This window comes from Microcoleus sp. Z1_A1, from assembly GCF_036700305.1.
Taxonomy (GTDB): Bacteria; Cyanobacteriota; Cyanobacteriia; order Cyanobacteriales; family Microcoleaceae; genus Microcoleus.
This window is the reverse complement of record NZ_JAUBOR010000019.1, coordinates 65,550-88,584: the sequence shown is the minus strand read 5'-3', so window position 1 is coordinate 88,584 and position 23,035 is coordinate 65,550. Positions and strand designations below refer to the sequence as shown.

Sequence of the window (23,035 nt, the reverse complement as noted above, 5' to 3'; positions counted from 1 at the left end):
GTTCACCCATCCCGCGTTTTCATGGATTAGGGCATTTCTGGCACACAAATCTTAAATTTTTTTATCCGGGCGGACTTCCCCACGATCGGTTATTTCCAGTAGCATTTTTACGGACTGTCCAATTTAAGATTATCCTCTTAAGTGGATTAACTTGATACCAACATAAAATCTCAAATTAACTGTACAAGGTGTGAAGGAGACAATGACGTGACAAAATTGAAACTGCTGTGGAGGCGGCGAAAAACTTTAATAGTTGCTTTTATGGCAGCAACAGGAAGTTTTTTGCTGGGTGTGACATGGCCGATTAACTTGCGGGCCAATCAGCCATTGCAACCGATTCAGGCGCAAGTCTTGGCCGTATCCCAGTCGCCAGAACAACCGCCGATGTCCAATATTAATAAGTTCTCCGAGGCGATCGCCCATCGAGTTGAATTTTCCCAAAATGCTCTAGCCCAAGTGCAAGCAATCCGATTTCAATCAGCCGTACCGGATCAGTTTCAAGGTACAACCCTTCGTCACGCGAAACTCGACTCCCAGCGCAAGGCGATCGCCCTGACATTTGACGACGGCCCCTGGCCGAAAACAACTACACAAATCCTAGATATTCTCAAGGAAAATAATATTAAGGCTACATTCTTCTGGGTAGGAAAATACCTGAAAAATTCTCCCGAAATAGGCCAACAGGTTGCACAAGCCGGTCACGCGATCGGCAATCACACTTGGAACCATCAATACCTTCAGTATAACGAAGACGGTGCCGCTCGCGAGATCGATCGCACTTCATCCTTAATTCAGGACTTGACCGGCATCCAAACATCGATGTTCCGCCCGCCAGGAGGCATTTTAAACAATGGATTGACAGCTTATGCTCAAAAGAAAAATTATGCAGTTGTGATGTGGTCTGCTGATTCTTTTGATTGGCGCACCCTTACGGAATCTTTGATAGACAACGTGATGAGGCAGGCAAATTCGGGCGGCATTGTGCTGATGCACGACGGCGGCGGCAATCGAGCAAGAACTGTAAAAGCTTTGCCTGATATTATTGCTCGATTGAGAAATGAAGGGTACAGTTTCGTAACAGTTCCCGAGTTATTGCAGATGCAAGAACAAGACTTACAACAACAGGAAACAGCACAAAAGTAACAATTTGGAAAAGTGGGATTTTACACCATTTCCCCCTTTTTTTGTATGTCGATAGATTAATTTTTCAGAACTCTAGCGGAACGAAGAAGGAAGAAGTAGTAACTGCGGCCGATTACCAGCGACGTTCTTGACTGCTGAAATCATTGCATTTCCCTTCTTCCTTCTTCCCTCTTCCTTTTTCCTTCTTCCTGACATCCGTTACATCCGTCGAGCGAATCCGTTGCCGAACTTCCTTATTCCTTCTTCCTGACCGAAAGCATCCAGGATACAATCCCCCGGATTCATCCGTGGAGAAATAAAAAACCTGTATCCGATGAAACTTGCCGAACGTATTTATCTCGCGCAAGTCAATGCTTCAATCGAAAATCGAAAATCGAAAATCGAAAATCGATTGACCTCCGTTATTCATGCCGGACGGTATTATCATGTTCGAGGGCAAGGTAATCTTCGGGGCTAAACCCAGACGGGATGGCCATAGCGTTAGAGGCAAAATTGATACCTTAATTGTAGCCATATTACCAATTTAGGCTTGAATCTAACGGCAAATCCTGCAACTGAGAATTCACCCAATTAGCTGCCGCCCAACCAGATCGCAAAGCACCCTCTATTTGACCTTCCCCGCACAAATCCCCCGCACAAACCAGTGGCAAATTCCCCCCAGCCGCCAAACAAGAAACAGGCAAAGGATTTCGACAAAAAGCATAGCGCCAGCGGTGAACCTGCAACCATTCCGGCTGTTTCAGCCAAGGGATTAAATATTCAGAAGTGCGATCGAGCAATTCTTGACCGACTGTTGGCAAATCGGCCGATTCTAGATGGCGATCGGCAAAATTTGCGCTGCTGTGAACCACAAACACAGGCTGCTGCGACTCAAGCCGTTTGCTGCTGTCCCAACCAACCCAAGCTAAATCAGAATTATCGGCAAAAGAAACAGATTTCCACTGCGGATTTAGATTGCTTAAATCTTGCTGTTTTGCCGCAGGATAGCCAGCCATAACCGTAATGCAAGGCTCGTACTCCACAGAACGCAATTTGTCAAGAAAATCAGATTTAAAACCGATTTCCGAACTCAAAAACATTAAAGCTTGAGGTGCAGGAATTGCCACAACCACAGCCTTAGCAATCAATTCTTGAGGTATCTCTAAATTGCTGTCAGTGACTTCTAGGGAAAGACGCCACCTTTGGTTATCTGTAGTAGAAATAGCTTGTACGCGGCGGCCAAACCAAATCTCTAAATCCTGGGCCAGATACTTACCGATAGCATTCATACCCGCAGGTGCGACATAACAAGAACTAGGAATAGCAGAAAGTTTTCCCTGTCTGAATTCCCAGACAGTATCAGTCCAGAGTTTGAGGATGTGGCGATCGACCAAAACCTCAATTAACCCCTGCACCGCATCCCCCTGCGGTTCCAGATACCGCGCCCCGTGATCTGCCCTCGTACCCTGTACGCGGCGGGTAGCAACACGTCCCCCCGCCCCGCGAGATTTCTCAACAACAGCCACAGAATAACCAGCTTGACGCAACCGTTGAGCGCAACTCAGCCCCGCCATACCCGCACCAATCACCGCAACATCGAACATAATGGGACTTTCAGATACATTACTTACCGGACTTTTTCTAGGAAATAAGCCTTAAGATGATTTCTTAACTTGCAGTTAATTTGCGATAGCAACGAGCGGTGATTAAATGAGGATGAAAAACCTCCATAAAATTAGACTGAAGTTTAGTAAAAAATGTGTTCATCTCTTGCTTATCTTCTAAATGAAAAGGAAATTCTTGATTAAAACCTTTAAAGAAATACCAGTTAAGGATAATCTTCCCTGACGGAGCCAGCATTTTGTGAAAATCCATCAATTGCTGACTTGGCTTTAGTAAATGTTCCATTACATCAAAACAAATAATCGAATCGAAAACTTCCGTCGGCGATACTTCCAGACAACAGGAAATTTTCTCACTCAATCCTAACTTAGCAGCTCGGCTTTGAACAAAATTGCAATTTATGGGGTTAAGATCGCAATAGACTACTTGTTCTACTTGAGGACAAAGAGCTGCTGCAATAGCATGAGTGCCAATACCGCCGCCAAAATCTAAAACTCGACCGGCAGCCATATCTGATATTAATGTTAAAGTGCCTCCTATGTAATCCTGATTGGACATATGCCAAGCTCCGAGGTCAAATAGGTAAGCTTGGCCGACTCGATCGCGATAAAACTCGCTAGCTTTTTCCCAATCAAAATCCCGATGGCCTATTTCTTTTAGGGATTGTTGACCGACAGCGAGCTCTTGTTCAATTGTTTCTAAATCTAAATTTAAAAAATCCTGTAGATGCTGCTTGAGATTGAAAGTATCTTGCCAATATCCCTGCAAAAAAGACGGTGCGACAGAAGAAGACATCATTTACTTTGTTCTAAAAAAACCAAACTCATTATAGGATTAACTGACATTTTTGAACAGAACTACACTAAATTATTTTTCTTTTGTTTATAGCGAATAAAATAGTGGGCGTTCATGGCGACGGTTTGACTCCTCAAGCTGCGGGGTTGCAGACGTACCGAGGGGTTCCGGGTTGGCTGTTGGGCATCTAAATTGTATTTTTAGGAGCGGCGGGACACCAAACTTGACTGTAAAATTTAGATGCGCGTCCGCCGATCGATGTAGCTGCTGAGGTTATAGCTTCTAGCAGTCGGATCTTCTGTGCAAATCCTGCCGATCGTCCTGCGCCAGGTAGTAGAATAATGGACAGCACGAATCCATGATTAAGACCCGATAAAAAATGCCACTGTAGGTAAATCCTAAATCCCACGGGTTGTCAACCAGCAGCAATCTAAAATCTAAAATCTAAAATCTAAAATCTAAAATCTAAAATCGTATACGGGAGGGCAAAATTTTGGACGAACTCAGAGCAGCACTCGAATTAACAACAGAAGAAGAATTGCAGCAACTAACAGAACTTCTGTTCAGCCGCAAGTTTAACCCTTTAGATTACGTGCAAACCCCCGCACCGATAGATGTACAAAGTCGCGATCGCGAAGCATGGCTCGACGCCGTAGAACAGCGGTTTCGCTATCTTGCAGCCGACGGGTTGACGGTACTCAGAGGGCGAACCCAACAAGTAACTTACAGACAAGCACTAATTCAAGTTTGTCGCTATCTCAAAATCCCTTATCCCAGACAGTTGTCAACCACCGACTTAGAGGCAGAAGTATTTCTGCACTTAATGGGCCGCGCGTGGAAGCGTTTACCTGCAGACGAACAGCAAGCGCTGACACTGCGCGTACAGCGAGCGATCGTTGATTCTAAACTCTCAGAACCCCTGCCAATTACTGCTGAAAAAGACCCGCTGGGTTTACTGTTCAAAGGGGGCAGCGCTTTAGCTGTTAGTTCCATCTTAAAACCAATGCTGCTCAAACTAATGGCTAATCAATTTGCGCTGCATTTTGCCACCTATCAAATGGCAAAACAAGGAGTGCTTACAGGCACTGCAACTGCAGCAACCCAGTTTCAAAATTATGTCGCAATTCAGACGGCGCGGCGCGGTATGGCTGTGAGTGCCGCTCGTTACGGTGCGACGCGCAGCGTGTTCTCGTTTCTCGGCCCGGTGATGTGGACTTGGTTTTTCGCGGATTTGGGTTGGCGATCGATTTCCACGAACTACGGCCGCATTATCCCGACCATTTTTGCCCTAGCTCAAATTCGATTAACGCGATCGGAATGCGTTTGGGAACTAGCTTAACGATGGTAGATTGTAGATTTTAGATTTGAGATTGGGAGTGTGGGTGAATATCAAAAATCGGTTGAAATTAGCGGCCAAACAGACAGCAGAAAATCTCAAGTCTCGCCTCCAAAAACATCCAGATCCCCGCCTGCAAATTCCTTGGAATTTCGCCCAATTGGGGATGCTGATTTTTCCCTTAATTCCGATTTTGGGAGCTTTAGGTTTATTCCTGGGATTGGCCGGCACTTGCAAGCAAAAGTTCCGTCAAATTAGTCGCCGCCCGTTGAATCGAGGATTCGCAATTCTGAGCGCGCTGCTAGTCATCACAGCGGTTTTTGCTAACAACCGTATCGAGGCTTTTGTAGGGTTATACAATTTCTTGCCGTTCTTTATATTGTTTGCCGTTTTCAGCAGTTTAATTCAAACTTTGCCTCAATTGCGGCAATTGTCTTGGGTGATTGTAATTAGTTCAATTCCAGTGATAATTTTAGGCCTGGGACAGCAATTTTTCGGTTGGAGCGGCATCGCTCAATTGCAGCCTGTTTTTGGCTGGGTACTCGAACCCCAAGGCAATCCCCCCGGCCGTATGGCTTCTGTATTTATGTACGCTAATATTTTAGCTTGCTATCTGACAATTGCTTTTATTTTAGCACTGGGACTGTGGATGGAAGAAGGCAGAAGGCAGAAGGCAGAAGGCAGAAGGCAGAAGGCAGAGGGAAGAAGGCAGAAGGAAATAATTAATGAATTGCAAATTACCAATTCCCAGTTACCGATTCCCAATTCCCAATTCCCAATTCCCAATTCCCAATTACCGATTCCCAGTTACCGATTCCTATTTTTAAGTTTGGCCGTGGTGGGAAATGCTGTTGCTTTGATTTTTACTAATTCTCGCAATGCCTGGGGGCTGGCAGTTTTTGCAGTTTTGGCTTTTGCATTTTATGCGGGTTATAAAAAAATATTAGCTGCGGTTTTTAGTGTGGCTAGCACAGTTTTTTTGTCTGCCTTTGGCCCCGAACCATTACGGCAGTATTTGCGAAGAATTGTCCCTGCTTTCTTTTGGGCTAGACTCACCGACGAGATGTTCCCAAATCGGCCGACAGCTACTTTGAGAACTACTCAATGGCAATTTGCTTGGTCGATGACGCAGCAGCGTCCTTGGACTGGTTGGGGATTGCGAAATTTTACGCCTCTCTATCAAGCTCAGATGCAAGAATGGCTTGGTCATCCTCACAGTTTGATACTAATGTTGACTGCGGAAACGGGAATACCGGCAACGCTTTTGTTGTTTGGTTTAGTTGGCTGGGTTTTGGCTAGGGGTGTTTTGCTGCTGGCAAATTGGCCGCATTTTCCTGGGGATATTAAGCAGGAAAAAATAGACGCAGAGGAAACTGAGAAAAATTCTATTTTACACAGCACGAATCTGGTGAATTGTCAACAGGAAAATTCAGGCGATCGCCTAATTTTTTTCAGTTATTTATTAGCCTTCGCCGCCTGTACGCTTTTTAACACTGTAGACGTGACGCTGTTTGATTTCCGACTCAATACTACAAGCTGGTTGCTGTTAGCCGCAATTTGCGGAGTCAGCCAGAGGGAATAGGGAATAGGGCATTGGGCATTGGGCATTGGGCATCGGGCATCGGGCATCGGGCATAGGTTATTGGTTATTAGAACGAACAACCAACAACCAATAACCAACTACTGACTAATGACTACTGACTAATGACTTCCTTTATTCCACTGTCACCGACTTCGCCAAATTTCGTGGCTGATCCACATCCAAACCTCGACGCGCTGCAATGTGGTAAGCCAACAATTGCAGCGGAATCACTGTTACAATCGGTGACAACAATTCATCCACCAAAGGCACGGGCAAAACGTGGTCAAAAATGTCGGCTTCCGCCACACCTTGCTTCGGCGTAACGCCAATTAAACGGGCGTCGCGGGCCTTGGCTTCCTGAGCGTTGGAAAGCACCTTTTCGTAGACGCTTCCGGGCATGGCGATCGCCACTACAGGCACTTTCGCATCCAAAAGGGCGATCGGGCCGTGTTTCATCTCTCCCGCCGGATATCCTTCGGCGTGAATGTAGCTAATTTCCTTCAGTTTCAGCGCCCCTTCCAAAGCAATCGGAAAGTTAATTCCCCGCCCCAAAAAGATAAAATCTTGGGTGTCTGTAAACTGGTGGGACAATTCCTCCACATACTGTTCTTGAATCTCCAAAAACTTCTCAATTTCTGCCGGCAACTGGCGCAAACCAGTAATAATTTCTGCCAATCTCTCAGTGCTGATTGTTTGCCGCTGGTGCGCCAAATCCAAAGCTAAGAAATAGAATGCCATCAACTGAGTGACAAAAGTTTTAGTCGCAGCAACGCCGACTTCTATACCGGCGTGGGTGTTGATTACCTGCGGCATCATGTGGGCGATCGAACTTTCGGTTCTGTTAGTAATGCCTAACATTCTCGCCCGGAATTTATCAGTAAAACCCGCGCGGCGCTGCTGTTCCATCCCCAAAGCAGCCAGCGTGTCCGCCGTTTCTCCCGACTGAGTTACCCCAATAGTTAAAGTATTTGCTGTCAGCGGTGCCGGTGCGTAGCGGTACTCAGAAGCGTACTGCACCGCAGTCGGAATATTAGCTAATTGTTCCAACAAATATTTGCCAATTAGCGAGGCGTGCCAGCTCGTTCCGCAGGCGAGAATTGAAATTTGTTCGACATCGGCGCAAAGTTCATTGGGCAAGTTGAGATTGATGGGAGAGTTCGGATTTCCTGGCTGCCAATCGCTGTCTAAATAAGCCTCCAAACAAGCTCGGACTACGGCGGGCTGTTCATAAATCTCCTTGTGCATGAAGTGTTTGAAGCCTTGTTTTTCGACTAAAACCGGACTCCAACCAAGGATGCGCGGGCTTTTTTTCAGCCTTTCCCCTGCAAAGCTGTAAACTTCCACTCCCATCGAAGTTAGCCTTGCCAATTCGCCATTTTCTAAGGACAAAACAGTGCGGGTGTGAGATACTAAGGCCGGCGTGTCGGAAGCGCAGAAAAATTCACCAGCACCAAACCCAATCACCAAAGGAGCTTGCTGTCTGGCGACAATTATTTCCTCTGGAAAATCTGCACAGATAACGGCGATCGCAAAAGCTCCTTCTAATTTATTTACCGCATTTAAAACCGTTTCCAAAAACGATAAATCAGCAATCTTTTCTGTTTTTTTATCTTTTTCTTCTTCCTTCTCCCTTCTTGCTTCTTTCAAAAATTCAGCTATTAAATGAGGGATAACTTCTGTATCGGTATCGGAGACAAATTTATGTCCCTTCGCTTTCAATTCTTCCCGCAACTCGCGATAATTTTCGACAATTCCATTTTGAACTACCGCAATTCGCCCGCTATTATCTAGGTGAGGGTGAGCGTTATATTCTTCTGGTTTGCCGTGAGTTGCCCAGCGGGTGTGTCCGATGCCGATGGGAGCCAGAGAGTCTATCTCTGCTAACTTTTCCCGGAGGTTGTGCAATTTGCCCTTTGCTCGGATGCAGGTAATTTCTCCTTCGGAGATGGTAGCGAGGCCCGCTGAATCGTAGCCCCGGTATTCTAGTTTCTCCAATCCTGCTAGCAAAATCTCGCTTGCTGCTTGCGTGCCGATATAGCCAACGATTCCGCACATTTAACGTACTACTCCTGCTTAGCGATCGCAATAAAACTCAAGTTTTATCATTTTTACCTTCTTCCGGCCCCGAATGCAGATTCCGCGACAAAAAAGAGGGGGCAATTTAATCGCCCCCTCTTTTGTGCCCGTAATTCGATCGGCGTGTCGATCGATATTTAGTAGGCTAGACCCATACTGCGAGTGGTTTCTGCTCCCAGGTAAACCCGGATGCTCAGAAAATCGGTGGGACAAGCAGTTTCGCACCGCTTGCAGCCTACACAGTCTTCGGTGCGGGGAGATGAGGCAATCTGAGCTGCTTTGCAGCCATCCCAGGGCACCATCTCCAAAACGTCAGTCGGACAAGCGCGGACGCATTGAGTGCAGCCGATGCAAGTATCGTAAATTTTGACTGAATGAGACATTGAATAAAGGCTCCCAACGAGTCACTAAAAATTTGCTGCCTCTGCGAGTGAACAGATTTGACGGCGAGGTGCCACCGCTATAGCCTGCACAGAGAATTAAAGGTTAGTCTACCGCAGTGCCTGGAAGCACTTCGCGAAAAAGCGACAAAACTTCACAGTTATTCACGCGGAGAGTCTTATCAAAGTAGGTTCCTACTGAGCAAGTCTGTGGTTAGAGGGGAGTTATCAAGGACGGACTTCTTTACTACAAATCTGTGCAAATCGATCGACTAAAAGCCTAATTTTTCTAACACGGGCTTTGTGGAAACAATATGTCGATCGAGTCCTAGTTTTTTCGGTTCCACACCCAAAGCCAAAGCCACCAATTGCGGTAAATGCAGCACCGGCAAACCCAATTTGCGCCCGATTACTTTTTCTACCTCCGGCTGTCGCGAATCCAAATTTAAATGACAAAGCGGGCAAGGCGTTACCATACAATCAGCGCCATTGTCAAGAGCATCTTGAATATGTTTGCCTGCCATCTGAAAAGATTGGTTAGTGGCATAACTCGCCAACGGCCAGCCGCAGCACTGCGTCCGCCCTCGATAGTAAACCGGAGTTGCCCCGATCGCCCGAAACACATTTTCCATCGATTCCGGTTGGTGCGGGTCATCGTAAAGCAGCTTATCCTGAGCTCGCAGCAGGTAGCACCCGTAAAAAGACGCGCACTTCAAACCCGACAGCTTGCGGGTGACACGCTTCTGCACCTCGTCGAGCCCGTAATCTGCCACGATCGCCCACAACAGATGTTTCACCTCGGTACTGCCTTGATAAGGCGAACAGCCTTGTTTTTCCAGTAAACCGTTGACTTTTTCTACGTAGTTGGGATCGGTTTTCTGAGATTCCTTGAGGCGATCGTCCACATGACCGATTACCCCTTGACAAGTGCTGCAATGCGTGAGTAAAGGCAGATTAAGTTCCTCAGCCAAAGCAATATTGCGGGCGTTGACAGTATCTTCGAGTAACTGCGAATCTTCCTTGAAAGTGCCAGAACCGCAGCAGGAAGCTTTCTTTAGTTCCACCAGTTCAATCCCCAACGCTTGAGTCAGTGCTTGGGTAGACAGGTAAAGTTCGCGGGCGGCTCCTTGGGCGACACAACCGGGAAAATAAGCATATTTGAGATTTGGGGATGGCATAATCGTTTCTGCAGGGGAGAAAAGGCAAGGGAAAAGAAACGAGAGCGCTGGAGGTCGGGATGCTTCCTGCTTCGTTTCTCCTCTCCATATCCTTACAGAAAACTAGCGTGAAAGCCCCCCTCTTTTAAGGCACAGATGAAACGCAGTTTTCAGGTTGGTGGCGGGGTGATCGCGCTAATTTGCTGAAGGCGCTTTTGGAAAAATCCCATCGCTGATGGTTCGTCTAGACACTGGAATCAATCGCACCGTCAAAGTTATGTATCTGCGATCGCTGCTGGGCAAGCAAAAATGAGTTACTAAGTTTGCCAGTTCGCAAAGGCGAAGGGCGAGCACATTAGCATAAGTAATTGTTAGGCGATCGAGCATAACACATCGTTACACCCGACCCATTAGAGTGTTATGATTCAAGAGTAAATAAGCCAAGGTGGCTGAACTACACCGTTAGCTTGCTGGGTTATCAGTGCGATTGTACTTCAATGCTGTCGGTAGTTGCAAAATCATCTGGTTCCAGACATAGCGGTAGTTTATGATACTGCTTTCATCTCACCCAAAATGTCAAATCATGCAGTCGGGTCAAGCACAATTCCCCCAAGCCGTCACAATTTACAAAGCTCCTCACAAATATCGAGGGCAACAGAGGTATTGCCGAGGAGTTCAATCAAAACTTCAAGAAGGCGTTCTTGAAGTTTTGATGATCGGGCAAGCTACGATCGATATTTCAAAACGTTTGAGTATGGCTAGGATAAAAATGACAATTTTGAGCGGAATGAGGTAGTCCTTAGCCGCCCATACTGCCTAAACATGAATGATTTGGAGGGAATTCAATAATGTTAAACTCAATAAGGTTCGACTGGCAACAGTTAGCCATGATCGAAGAGCTCAAAGAGTATTGTGAAACTGATTTCCACGGATTTAGTAAACGGATTGAGCATCATATTCATGAATTGCAGAAAATCGATTCAAAAGAGCTTGATAACCTCGCAATTTTACGAGTTCTTGAAGTTACAAATGGTTGCACTCAATGGGGATTTAGAAGAAAAGATGAGGGATGCTTATCAGTTGAACAAACCCGTGAATGCATGAAGAAGGTGATTGGATTTATTCAAGATAAAAAAATCGACTTCCCAAGTGGAGAGTCGATTCATTTTACTTCATCCATTCAACAATTGATTGAGGAGGGACGTGGGCTTTACCAAGATGCCTTCAAGAAAAATATTGTCGGTAAAGAGAAAGAATACTATGCCTATTCGACGGCTCAGTTTTTAGTATACGGTCGCCCACGTTTGAATGCTGCACTTCAATTAGTAAAACAGGAGTTTGAATCTCTGTTTACAAAGTACTATATCGAAAAAGGTCGCAATTATATTGCCCCATATATGGAGGCGCTTCTTCCTGAAAATCCATGAAATGACGGGAATCATCCACAATTGATGGACAAAGTGCAATCTCTGATCTTGTAAGTAGAGTTGATGTTAAGCTTTCTAACAATTCGCTTGGAGCCGACTGGGGAAAGTCAGTGGTGTAGATGCAATGGTTTTGACAGCCCCTCAAGCACACCGTTAGGCGGAACAGATCGCGCCTGTTAAATTTGTCGTTTTTCAGCCGAGATTAAGCAAAAGCAAAGATGGTTGGCTCCGTTGTTGAGTCCAGAGAAGCTATGGGCGATCGCGAAACATAAGTAATTGTGAAGTGATGGGTGTATAACATATCCTTGGCTCTGACAAAAGTGATATTTTGGTGTTGAGATCGAGGCGCTCGTTTGCCGCTCAATTCAGCCGTTATGTGTAGGTTTTTATCGTAGGCGCATCCGGGAAACTCGGGGAGTACATGGTGCAGCAGGCGCTAAATAGGGGCTAAGAGGTGGTTTGTGTTTGTCGGGAACGCAGCGTAGGCAAACTCCATCGTTGTACAGATGCGATGTACAGATGCGATACTTCCATTGAGTCCGTTGAGGTTATCTGAGTGCGAGCGCAAGTAGGAAAGCAAGACGGATCGTATGCGTTTGGGCGTTGCTTTTGAGAATTTCTAGGGGACAAGCAGTCACTAGGGCATGATCTCTTGCAGATAGTCATTCAATCAGTCCGGGACGCAAAAATTGCTTTGCAACACTATTGGTAGCGGTAAGGTACGGTGTGCACCGCCAGATAGAGTTTATGCCTCCAGAACTATTCAAATAGCGATCGCCACCCCATAACAGTCCTAGAGTTGCTGCGATCGTCCGTGTCCCAATTGTCCCTGGCCCGTGTCACTTAGAAAAGCGGCCAGCCTTTGTCCTGCAGATCCCCCTTTCGGATAAGATTAGATACGCAGCAACCAATGAGGACACGATGTTATGAGCCAAGACGACATTTTTACTAGAGTCCAGAAAATTGTGAAAGAGCAACTGGAAGTCGAGCTGAGCGAAGTCAAGCCCGAAGCCAACTTTGCTAACGATTTAGGAGCAGATTCCTTAGATACAGTAGAGCTGGTAATGGCCTTGGAAGAAGAGTTTGATATTGAAATTCCCGACGAAGCAGCCGAAGGAATTACTACGGTTCAAGCTTGTGTAGATTACATCAGCAGCCAACTTGCAGCTCCAAAAGCATAAAATACCTGTTTTTTCCCCTAAGAGGAGAGAAGTTATAAAACTGGAAACTCCTCTTTAGTTCTGCGTTCTGGGTGTTTAATTTTTTGAAACTGAAATCATGACAAATTTAGAGCGTAAGCGCGTTGTTATCACGGGTCTCGGCGCGATTACACCGATCGGCAATACCTTGTCCGAATATTGGGACGGGTTGCTTGCCGGCAAGAATGGTATAGGCCCGATCACCTTATTCGACCCGTCGCGGCACGACTGCCGCTTTGCCGCAGAGGTGAAGGGTTACGACCCACACGACTATTTAGAGCGCAAGGAAGCAAAGCGCATGGATCGCTTTGCTCAATTTGGGGTGTCAGCGAGCAAACAAGCTCTTGCTGATGCGAAGTTGGAGATTAATGACCTGAACGCAGAACAGGTGGGTGTCATTCTTGGCACTGGCATTGGTGGCCTGAAGGTTTTGGAAGACCAGCAAGAGATTTATCTGAATCGCGGCCCCGATCGATGCAGCCCGTTTATGATTCCCATGATGATTGCGAATATGGCCGCGGGCCTGACGGCGATTCAAACGGGTGCTAAGGGGCCAAACTCTTGCACGGTGACGGCCTGCGCTGCCGGGTCGAATGCCGTGGGCGATGCGTTTCGCTTAGTTCAGGCGGGTTACGCCCAAGCCATGATTTGCGGCGGTACAGAAGCTGCGGTGACACCTTTGTGCGTGGCGGGTTTTGCTGCGGCGAGGGCGCTTTCGACTCGCAACGATGACCCGACTCATGCTTGCCGTCCGTTCGATCGCGATCGTGATGGTTTTGTCGTCGGCGAAGGTGCTGGCATTCTGATTCTAGAAGAAATGGAACACGCTCTGGCGCGTGGCGCGAAGATTTACGCAGAAATCGTCGGCTACGGTTTAACTTGCGATGCGTATCACATGACTTCTCCGGTACCGGGGGGAGAGGGTGCGTCGCGGGCCATGGCTTTAGCGCTCAAGGATGGGGGTTTGACGCCGGATATGGTGAGCTATATCAACGCTCACGGCACAAGCACGCTTCCCAACGATTCTACGGAAACCAAGGCGATTAAAAAGACTTTGGGAGACCATGCTTACAAAGTAGCAATTAGTTCTACCAAGTCAATGACCGGTCATCTTTTGGGCGGTTCTGGGGGAATTGAGGCGGTGGCGACGGTAATGTCGATCGCCAATGACAAAATCGCGCCGACAATTAATCTGGAAAATCCCGATCCTGAGTGCGATTTGGACTATGTTCCTCATACAAGCCGCGATCTAAAAGTTGATGTGGCGCTGTCGAATTCTTTTGGATTTGGCGGCCACAACGTGACTCTGGCATTCAAGAAGTTTGTTCAGTAACGGCTAATCCAAAATCGAGAGTTAAAAGGTAAAAAATTAATTTTTTACCTTTGTAGGGTAGGCATCTTGCCTGCCCTAACTTTCTGAAGTATAACCGGAGCGATCGTATGAATCAACCAATTATTCGATTTTTGACAACAAAGAATTATAAAAATCTGCACTTAGATCCATCTGTAAATTTAAACAACCTTAATATATTTATCGGCTCAAACGGTTCAGGCAAAAGCAATTTCATCAGTTGTTTAAAATTTTTAAAAGATTGCCTAATAGCTATTCCTGACGCAAATCGGGACGTGAGTAGTTTTGAGGATGCTGTTTCTAAAATTGGTGGTGGTAGAATTTTAGATGTCAATGTTGAAAGTCCAGCAAAGGTCAGTATAGCTTGCTGTTTTTCGCAAATTAACCACACTGGTAATCTTCAAAAAGACAGCGCAATTCTTGATTTCAAACTTTATACCGATAGACAAAAAGTAAGGGCGAGCATCTCTGAAGAATATCTATATGGCGGAGAAGATTTGCAGGAAACTTCCAGCAGGCAACCTTTCTATTACTATAAATTGCATAACAGAGAATTAGGGCAAGGAGTTTTATCTGTTTACAAGTCTCTCGGTCAAGAGCCAACTCAGTTTGAACCTTTAGATAACATTCCTACCAATTCTTTTGGTTTGTTGACAATTCCGACACTGCTTGAAAATAGTCTATTACCACCAGAAACTACACCTATTTACAAAATTAGAAGAGAATTAATTGAATTTATTTCAAAATGGCAATTTTATAATGCCAATAACATGAATTTGAATTCAATCAGAACCGCCGAACCTAAAATAGGTGGCAGTGATATTTACTTATCTGCATCGGGAGATAATCTGCCTTTAGTATTGTACAATTTAAACCAAAAATCTATCAATTTTGAAGATAGCATTAACGAGGCAATGAAGTCCATCCTGCCAAAAACTCGTCGCCTTAGAGCTTTACCTTCGGGTCGCCTATCTCTCACTGTAGAATGGTATTTTGAAGGTATTGATGATGAAGCATTCTACCTAAATGAAATGTCGGATGGAACTGTCAGGATGCTTTGTTGGGCAACTATATTACATTCTCCACTTCTTCCTTCTTTGATAGTCATTGATGAACCTGAATTAGGATTGCACGTCTCGTGGATGCCAATTTTAGCTGAGTGGATTAAAAAAGCTGCCACCAGAACTCAGATAATTATTACCACACATAGTCCCGACCTTTTAGATCACTTTACCGATCGTTTAGAGAATGTTCTTTGTTTTTATCCCGAAAACAGAACGTATTTCTCAGTCAAATCTCTTTCAAAAGAACTGCTGAAGCCAAAACTTGAAGAGGGATGGCAATTGGGCGACTTATACCGTGTTGGCGATCCAAGTATTGGAGGATGGCCGTGGTAGTGTGGGTTTTCTCTGGTGGCGGTGAGGCTGAGGTTAGAGGATTCTTTCCTTTTTTAGAAAAAACTTTTCCGGGCTGTAGATTTGAACGAAAAACACCAGTTCGCCAAAAACCCGGCCCTAAAGCTAATAAAGCAGGTAGTTATGGAAGAACAGGTCAAAGCTTAATCGAGCAAATAAAGCAAGAATTACCGATCGCCTTAAAAGCGGAAGCAAATAAATGCGACTTGATTTTAGTTTTTGACGATTTGGATTGTCGCGATTCTCAGACACAAAAATCAAAAATATTGGTAGAGTTATCAAAAATACCCGAATGTGCTGACATCGAAAAATTTGTTGGGTTTGCCGCGCCGGAAATCGAAGCTTGGATTATTGCTGATTGGAATAATTCAATAGCTAAACATTCAGATTTTCGTCGAGGCAAAAGACATGAACGGATGCGTTGGTGGCTAAGTACACAAAGAAAAGTTTCTTTTGAGAATCCAGAAGCATTTAGTGAATACGATGCTGAAAAAGATTGCTGTCGAGAAAAACTATCAGAATATTTAATTGAGTCAAGTGTTCAAGATGAACTCGATCGCGATAAAGCACGCTTTTCTAAAGGAGATCATACTCCTTTGCTATTGAGGGAAATCGATCCAAATGAAGTCCAGAAAAAATGTCCCTTATTTCGCGAACTCTATAACTATCTCAATAATTTTTGTCGTTGTCCATAAAGGGTCAGATAAAAATTTATTTAAGTAAACTGTAAGCCAACTTTTGCAAAGCATTAGTAGTGTTAAATTAGATTTTCCCCAAACAAAAAGCGCCCCTATTTCTAGGAGCGCTTTTTGTCAATCTCAGACTAAAACTTAGCCATTGATAGAAGGAGCAACCAAAGCTACAGGAGTGACTTCACTAGCAGCCAAGTCGAGTGGGAAGTTGTGAGCATTGCGCTCGTGCATTACTTCCATACCCAAGTTAGCGCGGTTGATAACATCAGCCCAGGTATTGATGACACGACCTTGAGAGTCGATAATCGATTGGTTGAAGTTGAAACCGTTCAAGTTGAAAGCCATCGTGGAGATACCCAAAGCGGTAAACCAGATGCCGACTACTGGCCATGCACCTAACAAGAAGTGCAAGGAACGGCTGTTGTTGAAAGAAGCGTATTGGAAAATCAAACGACCGAAGTAGCCGTGGGCTGCAACGATGTTGTAGGTTTCTTCTTCTTGACCGAATTTGTAACCGTAGTTTTGAGATTCGGTTTCGGTTGTTTCACGAACCAAGGAAGAAGTAACGAGAGAACCGTGCATGGCGGAGAACAAAGAACCACCGAAGACACCAGCAACTCCCAACATGTGGAAGGGGTGCATCAGGATGTTGTGCTCGGCTTGGAACACGATCATGAAGTTGAATGTACCGGAGATACCCAAAGGCATACCGTCAGAGAAAGAACCTTGTCCAATTGGGTAGATCAAGAATACTGCGGTTGCTGCTGCAACTGGTGCAGAGTAAGCGACGCAGATCCAAGGACGCATACCTAAGCGGTAGGACAATTCCCATTCACGACCCATGTAGCAGAAAACGCCAATGAGGAAGTGGAAAATTACCAATTGGTAAGGGCCGCCGTTGTACAACCACTCGTCTAAGGAAGCTGCTTCCCAGATTGGGTAGAAGTGCAAGCCGATCGCGTTAGATGAAGGAACAACAGCACCTGTGATGATGTTGTTACCGTACATCAAGGAACCTGCTACTGGTTCGCGGATGCCGTCGATGTCCACTGGAGGGGCAGCGATGAAGGCGATGATGTAGCAAATGGTGGCGCTTAAGAGGGTAGGAATCATCAAGACTCCGAACCAACCTACATAAATGCGGTTGTCGGTTGATGTGACCCACTCACAAAAGCGTTCCCAGACGTTGGCGCTTTCGCGCTGCTGTAAGGTTGTTGTCATTTGTTTATGATTGCTTTATTTGGTTTTCAATGTTCGTGACGGCTTTGTGTTCCGCCATGTAAATAAACATAAAGCATATTCTCAGGTTTGTAAAGTTTTTTAACAACAGATTAACTGATGATATGTATAAGATTGACTTATAAATAGCAGGAATGGTGGATAAATGGGAAAGAATGGACAAAAACTAGGTAAAGCCTGGAAGCGCGTCGCCTTCAGGCATGGAAATATTAAGATACAGACTTCTGCTGGCTAGGTATCATAATGAGAGCCCAATAGGGAACTTCAGCGGGCTCGACATCTGCGATCGCCCGAATTCGCTGATTCGGCATAGTTGCGCGTTCTATATACAATGCTCGATCGAACTGTCCCAACTCAATCAGTACGTCCCGGACTTTCGCAAAATGCCGCCCCAGTTTAATAATTACAGCAGCATCAACAACCGCCAGTCGATCGCGCAAAACCTCAGCATCCAGCGTCGCAGGCATAATACTTAACACATCGTTACGATAAGTCAGCGGCACTCCCAACGCAGCCGCACTCGCCATTGTCGAAGAAATTCCCGGCACAACTTCAGTGGTAAATCTCGCCGACAAACGGTTGAATAGATACATAAACGAGCCGTAGAGAAAAGGTTCGCCCTCACACAGCACCGCCACATCCTGTCCCTCGCTCAGATGGGCGGCAATTTTCTCGGCAGCAATATCATAATAAGGTTGAGACGATCGCGTCGGACTAAAAGGCAACGGCATCGGAATCTCAATTTGCTCCGGGCGCAGATAATCAGCAACGATCGCCCGCGCCAGCACCTTACCATTTTCCATCGCCGGATAGGCAATCACCGGCACCGATTGCAAAATCCGATAAGCTTTCAATGTGATCAATTCTGGATCGCCAGGGCCAATACCCAAACCGTACAATTTACCAGTAGCCTTAGTCATAATTCATCCTTTTTCGCTAACGCATTCACGGCTGCCGTTGCCATTGCACTGCCACCACGCCGCCCGTGCAACGTAATAAATGGCACTCCCCGACTGTTGGCAGCGAGTTCGGCTTTGGATTCGGCAGCCCCCACAAATCCTACCGGGAAACCCAGAATTAAAGCCGGTTTGGGTGCTCCGGCATCCAACATTTCCAGTAGTCGGAACAAAGCAGTCGGGGCATTGCCAATTGCCACAACCGCACCCTCCAAGTTATCCAGCCATAAATCAAGCGCCGCAGCCGATCGAGTATTTCCTATTTGTCGCGCCAACTCCGGGATTTCGGAATGCCAGAGGGTGCAAATCACCGGATTGTCAGCGGGAAGGCGTTTGCGAGTGATACCTTCGGCCACCATCCGGGCATCGCACAGAATCGGCGCACCTGCGGCGAGGGCTTGGCGTCCGCAGGTGGCTGCACCGGGCGAAGCTGCTAAATCTGCAACAATATCCGTCATGCCGCAACTGTGAATTAGTCGCACGGCTACCGATTCTAAATCGGGCGGCAAGCTTGACAAATCTGCTTCGGCTCGAATTGTGGCGAAGGATTTGGTGTAGATTTCTGTTCCGTCTCGAATGTAGTCAATCATTGTTTAAAACTGCTATGGGAAGTTTGTGGGATTTGTGAAATAGATTTTTTGAATGAACCGCCAACATGGAAAGGACGCGAAAGAAGAAATATCCAGAAATATAGAAAGAGAAATAATTAAAAATTGTCAGTTTTCATGGGATATTTTTTCACTTTCAATTCCGATTTTAGGTGCTCAACAACTCCTGCAATTGGTCGATCGCCTGCCGATCAATAAACTCACCAAATGACTCCAAAGGCTCTCGAAACCGCTGATACACCCGCAACATTCGCTCGATCGCACCGGGCATCTCGACCGCACTCACCGCCGGAAAAATTGGTTGTCCGAAGGGCAAATCTTTTCTACCCGCATAAATGTCGTAACCTTCGATCGTCTCGTGTCCTCGCTCAATCTGAATTCCCACCAGCGTGATATCAATTGGCTGGTGCTGGGCGCAGGACTTTTGGCAACCGCTGAAATGAATGTTAATCGGCAGGTCGATCGTCAATTTTTGCGCTAAATCCCTCACCATTGATAGGGCGTGACTTTGAGTATCTGTCGCCGCCGACGCACAGCCGCTGCTGCCAGCACAAGCCACCAAGCACGAATCTAGGCGAGTCGCCGACGAGTGCAATCCCAAATCGGCGATTTGCTGTTTTACCTCAAAAAGCTGGGAGTTGGGGATATCAGAAATCAACAGATTTTGCCACGGCGTAAGTCTCAGGGTACCGCTGGCTAGATTTTGGGCTAAATTTGCCAAATTCCGCAGTTGCTTTGATTCTAGCCTACCGAGAGGCAGCGCAATTCCCATGTAGGAAAAACCGGACTGTCGCTGAGGATGAATGCCGAGATGTCGGGATTGTTTGATCGCCCTTGCAGATGAGTCGATCGAACGGGCGGGCAAGATGCCCACCCCACAAGGAAATTCACTCTTTGTGGAACAGGCATCTTGCCTGTTTTTGGGAAAGGCGATCGAACGGGCGGGTAAGATGCCCACCCCACAAGGAAATTCACTGTTTGTGGAACAGGCATCTTGCCTGTTTTTGGGAAATGTGCAAGATGTGAATTGCCATAAAAATGGTAAATTCTGCTGTACCCTTTCTAGATAACTTTTAGCGCCCCAATCTGTCAGCAGGTGACGCAAACGCGGTTTTTTGCCATCAATTCGAGGTCGATTTTTGGTGTATTCAAGATAGGTGCTAGCGAGGGCGGCTAATACTGAAATACATTGCGATTCTTGGATGAAAATTCCTGTATCGCCGTTTAAATGCAGCCGAAAAACGATTTCTGATTGGGTTGAAAGCGCTTCAGCAGCTAATAAAATATCGTTGCGTAAAGCCTGGATCGAAACCGATTCCCCGCCGTCGAAGCCAATACTGAACTTAGGCGAAAGTTCCGACAATTCGGGATGCGTTTGCAGGTAATCATCCCAAGCTTTCACTAGCGGGCGAGTATCCAGTAACTGCTGGCGATCGATCCCTGCTGTCGGGCTTGCCATAATATTGCGAATCGGGTCAACTTCAACGCGGCGAGACGCTATCCCCAATTCCTGCAAGCGGTTCCAGACTTCCGGGGGAATTTCCGAGTGCACTTCTCGGATTTGCAAATTTCCCCGATTCGTCACTTGCAAACAGCCGGTACTGTATTGATCTGCCAAATCGGCGATCGTCCCACACTGCTGCGCGTTTAAAATTCCCCCCGGAATCCGCATTCTCGATAAAACTCCGTCTCGGGCTTGGGAACCGTAAAATAAACCCGGACAAGTCGGCAAATCAGTCAAAGCTAACAAATAATCTCCTCCCCGTGCTACGCAGGGAATCCAAAAGTAAACGCCCACAAAGCGCCCCCGAAATCGGCATTCTGACTTTTACAGTTGCGGCACAGCGCCGGAATTGCACCGGACTTTCCCGCTTTCAGGTTTTAGAAAGGTATCACGAGCTGACCCACAGAAAGCAAAACCCTCAACTTTCTTAACAAAACTTCTGGCGATGGCGTCGGGCCCCGCAAGCTACGCCCCTGTCTCTGGTTTCATCAGCTTTCCTAATCACACTCATCAGTTTAACTGTCGTCAAACCCCTTTACAAACCTTAACGATAGGCGTAATAATATAAACATCATCCGAACATTGACAACCAAATACAGCAATCATAAAACCATGACAACAACCTTACAGCAGCGCGAAAGCGCCAACGTCTGGGAACGCTTTTGTGAATGGGTCACAAGCACCGACAACCGCATTTATGTAGGTTGGTTCGGAGTCTTGATGATTCCTACCCTCCTGAGCGCCACCATTTGCTACATCATCGCCTTCATCGCTGCTCCTCCAGTGGACATCGACGGCATTCGCGAACCAGTAGCAGGTTCCTTGATGTACGGTAACAACATCATCACAGGTGCTGTTGTTCCTTCATCTAACGCGATCGGCTTGCACTTCTACCCAATCTGGGAAGCAGCTTCCTTAGACGAGTGGTTGTACAACGGCGGCCCTTACCAATTGGTAATTTTCCACTTCCTCATTGGCGTTTTCTGCTACATGGGTCGTGAATGGGAATTGTCCTACCGCTTAGGTATGCGTCCTTGGATCTGCGTCGCTTACTCTGCACCTGTTGCAGCAGCAACCGCAGTATTCTTGATCTACCCAATTGGACAAGGTTCTTTCTCTGACGGTATGCCTTTGGGTATCTCCGGTACATTCAACTTCATGATCGTGTTCCAAGCCGAGCACAACATCCTGATGCACCCCTTCCACATGTTGGGAGTTGCTGGTGTCTTCGGTGGTTCTTTGTTCTCCGCCATGCACGGTTCTCTCGTTACTTCTTCCTTGGTTCGTGAAACAACCGAAACCGAATCTCAAAACTACGGTTACAAATTCGGTCAAGAAGAAGAAACCTACAACATCGTTGCAGCCCACGGCTACTTCGGTCGTTTGATTTTCCAATACGCTTCTTTCAACAACAGCCGTTCTTTGCACTTCTTGTTAGGTGCATGGCCAGTAGTCGGCATCTGGTTTACCGCTTTGGGTATCTCCACGATGGCTTTCAACTTGAACGGTTTCAACTTCAACCAATCGATTATCGACTCTCAAGGTCGTGTCATCAATACTTGGGCTGATGTCATCAACCGCGCTAACTTGGGTATGGAAGTAATGCACGAGCGCAATGCTCACAACTTCCCACTCGACTTGGCTGCTAGTGAAGTCACTCCTGTAGCTTTGGTTGCTCCTTCCATCAATGGCTAAGTTTTAGCTTTTGATTAACAAAAAGCGCTCCTAGAAATAGGGGCGCTTTTTGTTTTGGGAAAAAATATTTTTCCTGCGGGGAGGCGAAGTATCCCAGCAGCCAAGGAAGTTATATCGAGTCCCTCGCTTCTGGTAATTCCTGTTAGGCTGGATTGATGTCGGCTTCTCGTGGGAGACTCACTCATGATAAATTCAAGTTTCTTTAAACATCACAATACATTCATAATTTTCTAAATCTAGAAATCGGTCAATTTGCAAAGTTCCTATTTGTTCAAATCCCTGTTTTTGGTGAAACATTAGGGAACGAGTATTAGCTATTGGCTGGGTAACAATAAACAGCGAAATCAATGAAGTTGGAAAAACTTGATAAATTTCGTTATACATAAATTGAGCCACACCTCTACCCATCCAATCTAACTTGGTTGCTACTCTTTCGAGATAAAAATGCCTATCGCTGGTGACTCTTTTCTTAAAAACCTCATCTTTCCAGATAATTTTATCCAAGATTTCATCTGATATTTTGGGTTGTGATATAGCCACAAATCCCACAATTTCCCCATCGGTTTTAGCTGACACAAAATATTTGCATGAATTATTTAAGCTTTGGACAATCTCATCTTCAGTAATTTGTGTTAGCAAAAAGCCGCGCTCGATCGACGTATTTTGACCGCGCGCATGAGAATTGTGAATATTGGCGATCGCCTGTATGTCCTCTCCATCGGCTTCCCTAAAAGTTAGATATTCCATAGCATAGTGTGTAGGAACGCTGTCATACATTTGCGATTTTAACGCTCAGGTTTGTCTATTCTAACAGCTAGATATAGATCGCATACCAGATTTAGTTTTGTAAATATTTTAGGGGCGAGATCCTTGGGACA

21 protein-coding genes and 1 riboswitch are annotated in these 23,035 nt (G+C 46.0%); of the genes, 10 read left to right on the top strand and 11 right to left on the bottom strand.

Going from position 1 to position 23,035, the window contains the following annotated elements; genetic code table 11:
* Positions 1 to 207: 207 nt before the first annotated feature.
* Positions 208 to 1,143, top strand: a complete 936-nt coding sequence (locus QT973_RS14775) for a polysaccharide deacetylase family protein (protein WP_333391603.1) — start codon at positions 208 to 210, stop codon at positions 1,141 to 1,143.
* 515 nt (positions 1,144 to 1,658) lie between these two features.
* Here the strand turns inward: QT973_RS14775 and QT973_RS14770 are convergent.
* Positions 1,659 to 2,726 (bottom strand): FAD-dependent oxidoreductase, encoded by a 1,068-nt coding sequence (locus QT973_RS14770; protein WP_333391601.1) that lies wholly within the window; start codon positions 2,724 to 2,726, stop codon positions 1,659 to 1,661.
* 64 nt (positions 2,727 to 2,790) lie between these two features.
* Positions 2,791 to 3,543 carry a class I SAM-dependent methyltransferase gene (locus QT973_RS14765; protein ID WP_333054572.1) on the bottom strand — a complete coding sequence of 251 codons (753 nt, stop codon included), beginning with the start codon at positions 3,541 to 3,543 and terminating at the stop codon, positions 2,791 to 2,793.
* A 490-nt stretch (positions 3,544 to 4,033) separates the two neighbouring features.
* Between QT973_RS14765 and QT973_RS14760 the strand changes: the two genes are divergently transcribed.
* Both QT973_RS14760 and QT973_RS14755 read left to right on the top strand, forming a co-directional pair.
* A complete protein-coding gene (locus tag QT973_RS14760; RefSeq protein WP_333262381.1) occupies positions 4,034 to 4,879 on the top strand; it encodes a YaaW family protein in 846 nt (281 codons plus the stop codon).
* 43 nt (positions 4,880 to 4,922) lie between these two features.
* On the top strand, positions 4,923 to 6,458 hold the full coding sequence (locus QT973_RS14755) for an O-antigen ligase family protein (RefSeq protein ID WP_333211384.1): 1,536 nt from the start codon (positions 4,923 to 4,925) through the stop codon (positions 6,456 to 6,458).
* 132 nt (positions 6,459 to 6,590) lie between these two features.
* Here QT973_RS14755 and glmS read toward each other — a convergent pair whose 3' ends face one another.
* The 4 genes from glmS to QT973_RS14735 form a co-directional block, all read right to left on the bottom strand.
* A complete protein-coding gene (gene glmS / locus QT973_RS14750) occupies positions 6,591 to 8,513 on the bottom strand; it encodes a glutamine--fructose-6-phosphate transaminase (isomerizing) (protein WP_333054568.1) in 1,923 nt (640 codons plus the stop codon).
* Positions 8,514 to 8,671: 158 nt separating this feature from the next.
* Complete coding sequence (gene psaC / locus QT973_RS14745; RefSeq protein WP_015175986.1) at positions 8,672 to 8,917, bottom strand: photosystem I iron-sulfur center protein PsaC; 246 nt, start codon at positions 8,915 to 8,917, stop codon at positions 8,672 to 8,674.
* 269 nt (positions 8,918 to 9,186) lie between these two features.
* Positions 9,187 to 10,092: a CoB--CoM heterodisulfide reductase iron-sulfur subunit B family protein gene (locus QT973_RS14740; RefSeq protein ID WP_333054567.1), complete on the bottom strand. Its 906-nt coding sequence runs from the start codon at positions 10,090 to 10,092 to the stop codon at positions 9,187 to 9,189.
* Positions 10,093 to 10,266: 174 nt separating this feature from the next.
* The gene (locus QT973_RS14735) at positions 10,267 to 10,458 is read right to left on the bottom strand and encodes a hypothetical protein (RefSeq protein WP_333054566.1); all 192 of its coding nucleotides are present in this window, start codon (positions 10,456 to 10,458) and stop codon (positions 10,267 to 10,269) included.
* Positions 10,459 to 10,618: 160 nt separating this feature from the next.
* Here QT973_RS14735 and QT973_RS14730 point away from each other — a divergent pair, with 160 nt between their 5' ends.
* The 6 genes from QT973_RS14730 to QT973_RS14705 all read left to right on the top strand — a co-directional run bounded on the left by QT973_RS14730 (position 10,619) and on the right by QT973_RS14705 (position 16,158).
* Positions 10,619 to 10,867: a hypothetical protein gene (locus tag QT973_RS14730; protein ID WP_333054565.1), complete on the top strand. Its 249-nt coding sequence runs from the start codon at positions 10,619 to 10,621 to the stop codon at positions 10,865 to 10,867.
* A 91-nt stretch (positions 10,868 to 10,958) separates the two neighbouring features.
* Complete coding sequence (locus QT973_RS14725) at positions 10,959 to 11,498, top strand: hypothetical protein (protein WP_333054564.1); 540 nt, start codon at positions 10,959 to 10,961, stop codon at positions 11,496 to 11,498.
* Between the two features lie 926 nt (positions 11,499 to 12,424).
* Positions 12,425 to 12,679, top strand: a complete 255-nt coding sequence (gene acpP / locus QT973_RS14720; RefSeq protein WP_333054563.1) for an acyl carrier protein — start codon at positions 12,425 to 12,427, stop codon at positions 12,677 to 12,679.
* A gap of 97 nt (positions 12,680 to 12,776) precedes the next feature.
* Positions 12,777 to 14,030 carry a beta-ketoacyl-ACP synthase II gene (gene fabF, locus QT973_RS14715; protein ID WP_333054562.1) on the top strand — a complete coding sequence of 418 codons (1,254 nt, stop codon included), beginning with the start codon at positions 12,777 to 12,779 and terminating at the stop codon, positions 14,028 to 14,030.
* Between the two features lie 107 nt (positions 14,031 to 14,137).
* The gene (locus QT973_RS14710) at positions 14,138 to 15,445 is read left to right on the top strand and encodes an AAA family ATPase (RefSeq protein ID WP_333054561.1); all 1,308 of its coding nucleotides are present in this window, start codon (positions 14,138 to 14,140) and stop codon (positions 15,443 to 15,445) included.
* On the top strand, positions 15,433 to 16,158 hold the full coding sequence (locus QT973_RS14705) for a DUF4276 family protein (protein ID WP_333054560.1): 726 nt from the start codon (positions 15,433 to 15,435) through the stop codon (positions 16,156 to 16,158). Before QT973_RS14710 ends, QT973_RS14705 begins: the two co-directional genes overlap by 13 nt.
* A 135-nt stretch (positions 16,159 to 16,293) precedes the next feature.
* Here the strand turns inward: QT973_RS14705 and psbA (QT973_RS14700) are convergent, their stop codons facing one another.
* The 4 genes from psbA (QT973_RS14700) to cobG form a co-directional block, all read right to left on the bottom strand.
* Entirely contained in the window at positions 16,294 to 17,376 is a 1,083-nt protein-coding gene (psbA, locus tag QT973_RS14700) for a photosystem II q(b) protein (RefSeq protein ID WP_333070606.1), read from the bottom strand.
* Positions 17,377 to 17,603: 227 nt separating this feature from the next.
* On the bottom strand, positions 17,604 to 18,314 hold the full coding sequence (locus QT973_RS14695) for a precorrin-2 C(20)-methyltransferase (protein WP_333058637.1): 711 nt from the start codon (positions 18,312 to 18,314) through the stop codon (positions 17,604 to 17,606).
* Positions 18,311 to 18,940: a precorrin-8X methylmutase gene (locus QT973_RS14690; protein ID WP_333212848.1), complete on the bottom strand. Its 630-nt coding sequence runs from the start codon at positions 18,938 to 18,940 to the stop codon at positions 18,311 to 18,313. Before QT973_RS14690 ends, QT973_RS14695 begins: the two co-directional genes overlap by 4 nt.
* A gap of 166 nt (positions 18,941 to 19,106) precedes the next feature.
* The gene (cobG, locus tag QT973_RS14685) at positions 19,107 to 20,756 is read right to left on the bottom strand and encodes a precorrin-3B synthase (protein ID WP_333391598.1); all 1,650 of its coding nucleotides are present in this window, start codon (positions 20,754 to 20,756) and stop codon (positions 19,107 to 19,109) included.
* An 8-nt stretch (positions 20,757 to 20,764) separates the two neighbouring features.
* Positions 20,765 to 20,844, bottom strand: a riboswitch (adenosylcobalamin-variant (AdoCbl-variant) riboswitch).
* A 230-nt stretch (positions 20,845 to 21,074) separates the two neighbouring features.
* Between cobG and psbA (QT973_RS14680) the strand changes: the two genes are divergently transcribed.
* A complete protein-coding gene (gene psbA, locus QT973_RS14680) occupies positions 21,075 to 22,157 on the top strand; it encodes a photosystem II q(b) protein (RefSeq protein ID WP_333070606.1) in 1,083 nt (360 codons plus the stop codon).
* Positions 22,158 to 22,349: 192 nt separating this feature from the next.
* Here psbA (QT973_RS14680) and QT973_RS14675 read toward each other — a convergent pair whose 3' ends face one another.
* On the bottom strand, positions 22,350 to 22,934 hold the full coding sequence (locus QT973_RS14675; protein WP_333055101.1) for a GNAT family N-acetyltransferase: 585 nt from the start codon (positions 22,932 to 22,934) through the stop codon (positions 22,350 to 22,352).
* Positions 22,935 to 23,035: the final 101 nt, after the last annotated feature.

Excerpts from the sequence above, each read along its gene's own strand:
- QT973_RS14770 (WP_333391601.1), bottom strand. The coding sequence starts at position 2,726 with ATGTTCGATGTTGCGGTGATTGGTGCGGGTATGGCGGGGCTGAGTTGC.
- QT973_RS14765 (WP_333054572.1), bottom strand. The coding sequence starts at position 3,543 with ATGATGTCTTCTTCTGTCGCACCGTCTTTTTTGCAGGGATATTGGCAA.
- glmS (WP_333054568.1), bottom strand. The coding sequence starts at position 8,513 with ATGTGCGGAATCGTTGGCTATATCGGCACGCAAGCAGCAAGCGAGATT.
- psaC (WP_015175986.1), bottom strand. The coding sequence starts at position 8,917 with ATGTCTCATTCAGTCAAAATTTACGATACTTGCATCGGCTGCACTCAA.
- QT973_RS14740 (WP_333054567.1), bottom strand. The coding sequence starts at position 10,092 with ATGCCATCCCCAAATCTCAAATATGCTTATTTTCCCGGTTGTGTCGCC.
- QT973_RS14735 (WP_333054566.1), bottom strand. The coding sequence starts at position 10,458 with ATGCTCGATCGCCTAACAATTACTTATGCTAATGTGCTCGCCCTTCGC.
- QT973_RS14730 (WP_333054565.1), top strand. The coding sequence starts at position 10,619 with ATGATACTGCTTTCATCTCACCCAAAATGTCAAATCATGCAGTCGGGT.
- QT973_RS14725 (WP_333054564.1), top strand. The coding sequence starts at position 10,959 with ATGATCGAAGAGCTCAAAGAGTATTGTGAAACTGATTTCCACGGATTT.
- acpP (WP_333054563.1), top strand. The coding sequence starts at position 12,425 with ATGAGCCAAGACGACATTTTTACTAGAGTCCAGAAAATTGTGAAAGAG.
- fabF (WP_333054562.1), top strand. The coding sequence starts at position 12,777 with ATGACAAATTTAGAGCGTAAGCGCGTTGTTATCACGGGTCTCGGCGCG.
- QT973_RS14710 (WP_333054561.1), top strand. The coding sequence starts at position 14,138 with ATGAATCAACCAATTATTCGATTTTTGACAACAAAGAATTATAAAAAT.
- QT973_RS14705 (WP_333054560.1), top strand. The coding sequence starts at position 15,433 with ATGGCCGTGGTAGTGTGGGTTTTCTCTGGTGGCGGTGAGGCTGAGGTT.
- psbA (WP_333070606.1), bottom strand. The coding sequence starts at position 17,376 with ATGACAACAACCTTACAGCAGCGCGAAAGCGCCAACGTCTGGGAACGC.
- QT973_RS14695 (WP_333058637.1), bottom strand. The coding sequence starts at position 18,314 with ATGACTAAGGCTACTGGTAAATTGTACGGTTTGGGTATTGGCCCTGGC.
- QT973_RS14690 (WP_333212848.1), bottom strand. The coding sequence starts at position 18,940 with ATGATTGACTACATTCGAGACGGAACAGAAATCTACACCAAATCCTTC.
- psbA (WP_333070606.1), top strand. The coding sequence starts at position 21,075 with ATGACAACAACCTTACAGCAGCGCGAAAGCGCCAACGTCTGGGAACGC.
- QT973_RS14675 (WP_333055101.1), bottom strand. The coding sequence starts at position 22,934 with ATGTATGACAGCGTTCCTACACACTATGCTATGGAATATCTAACTTTT.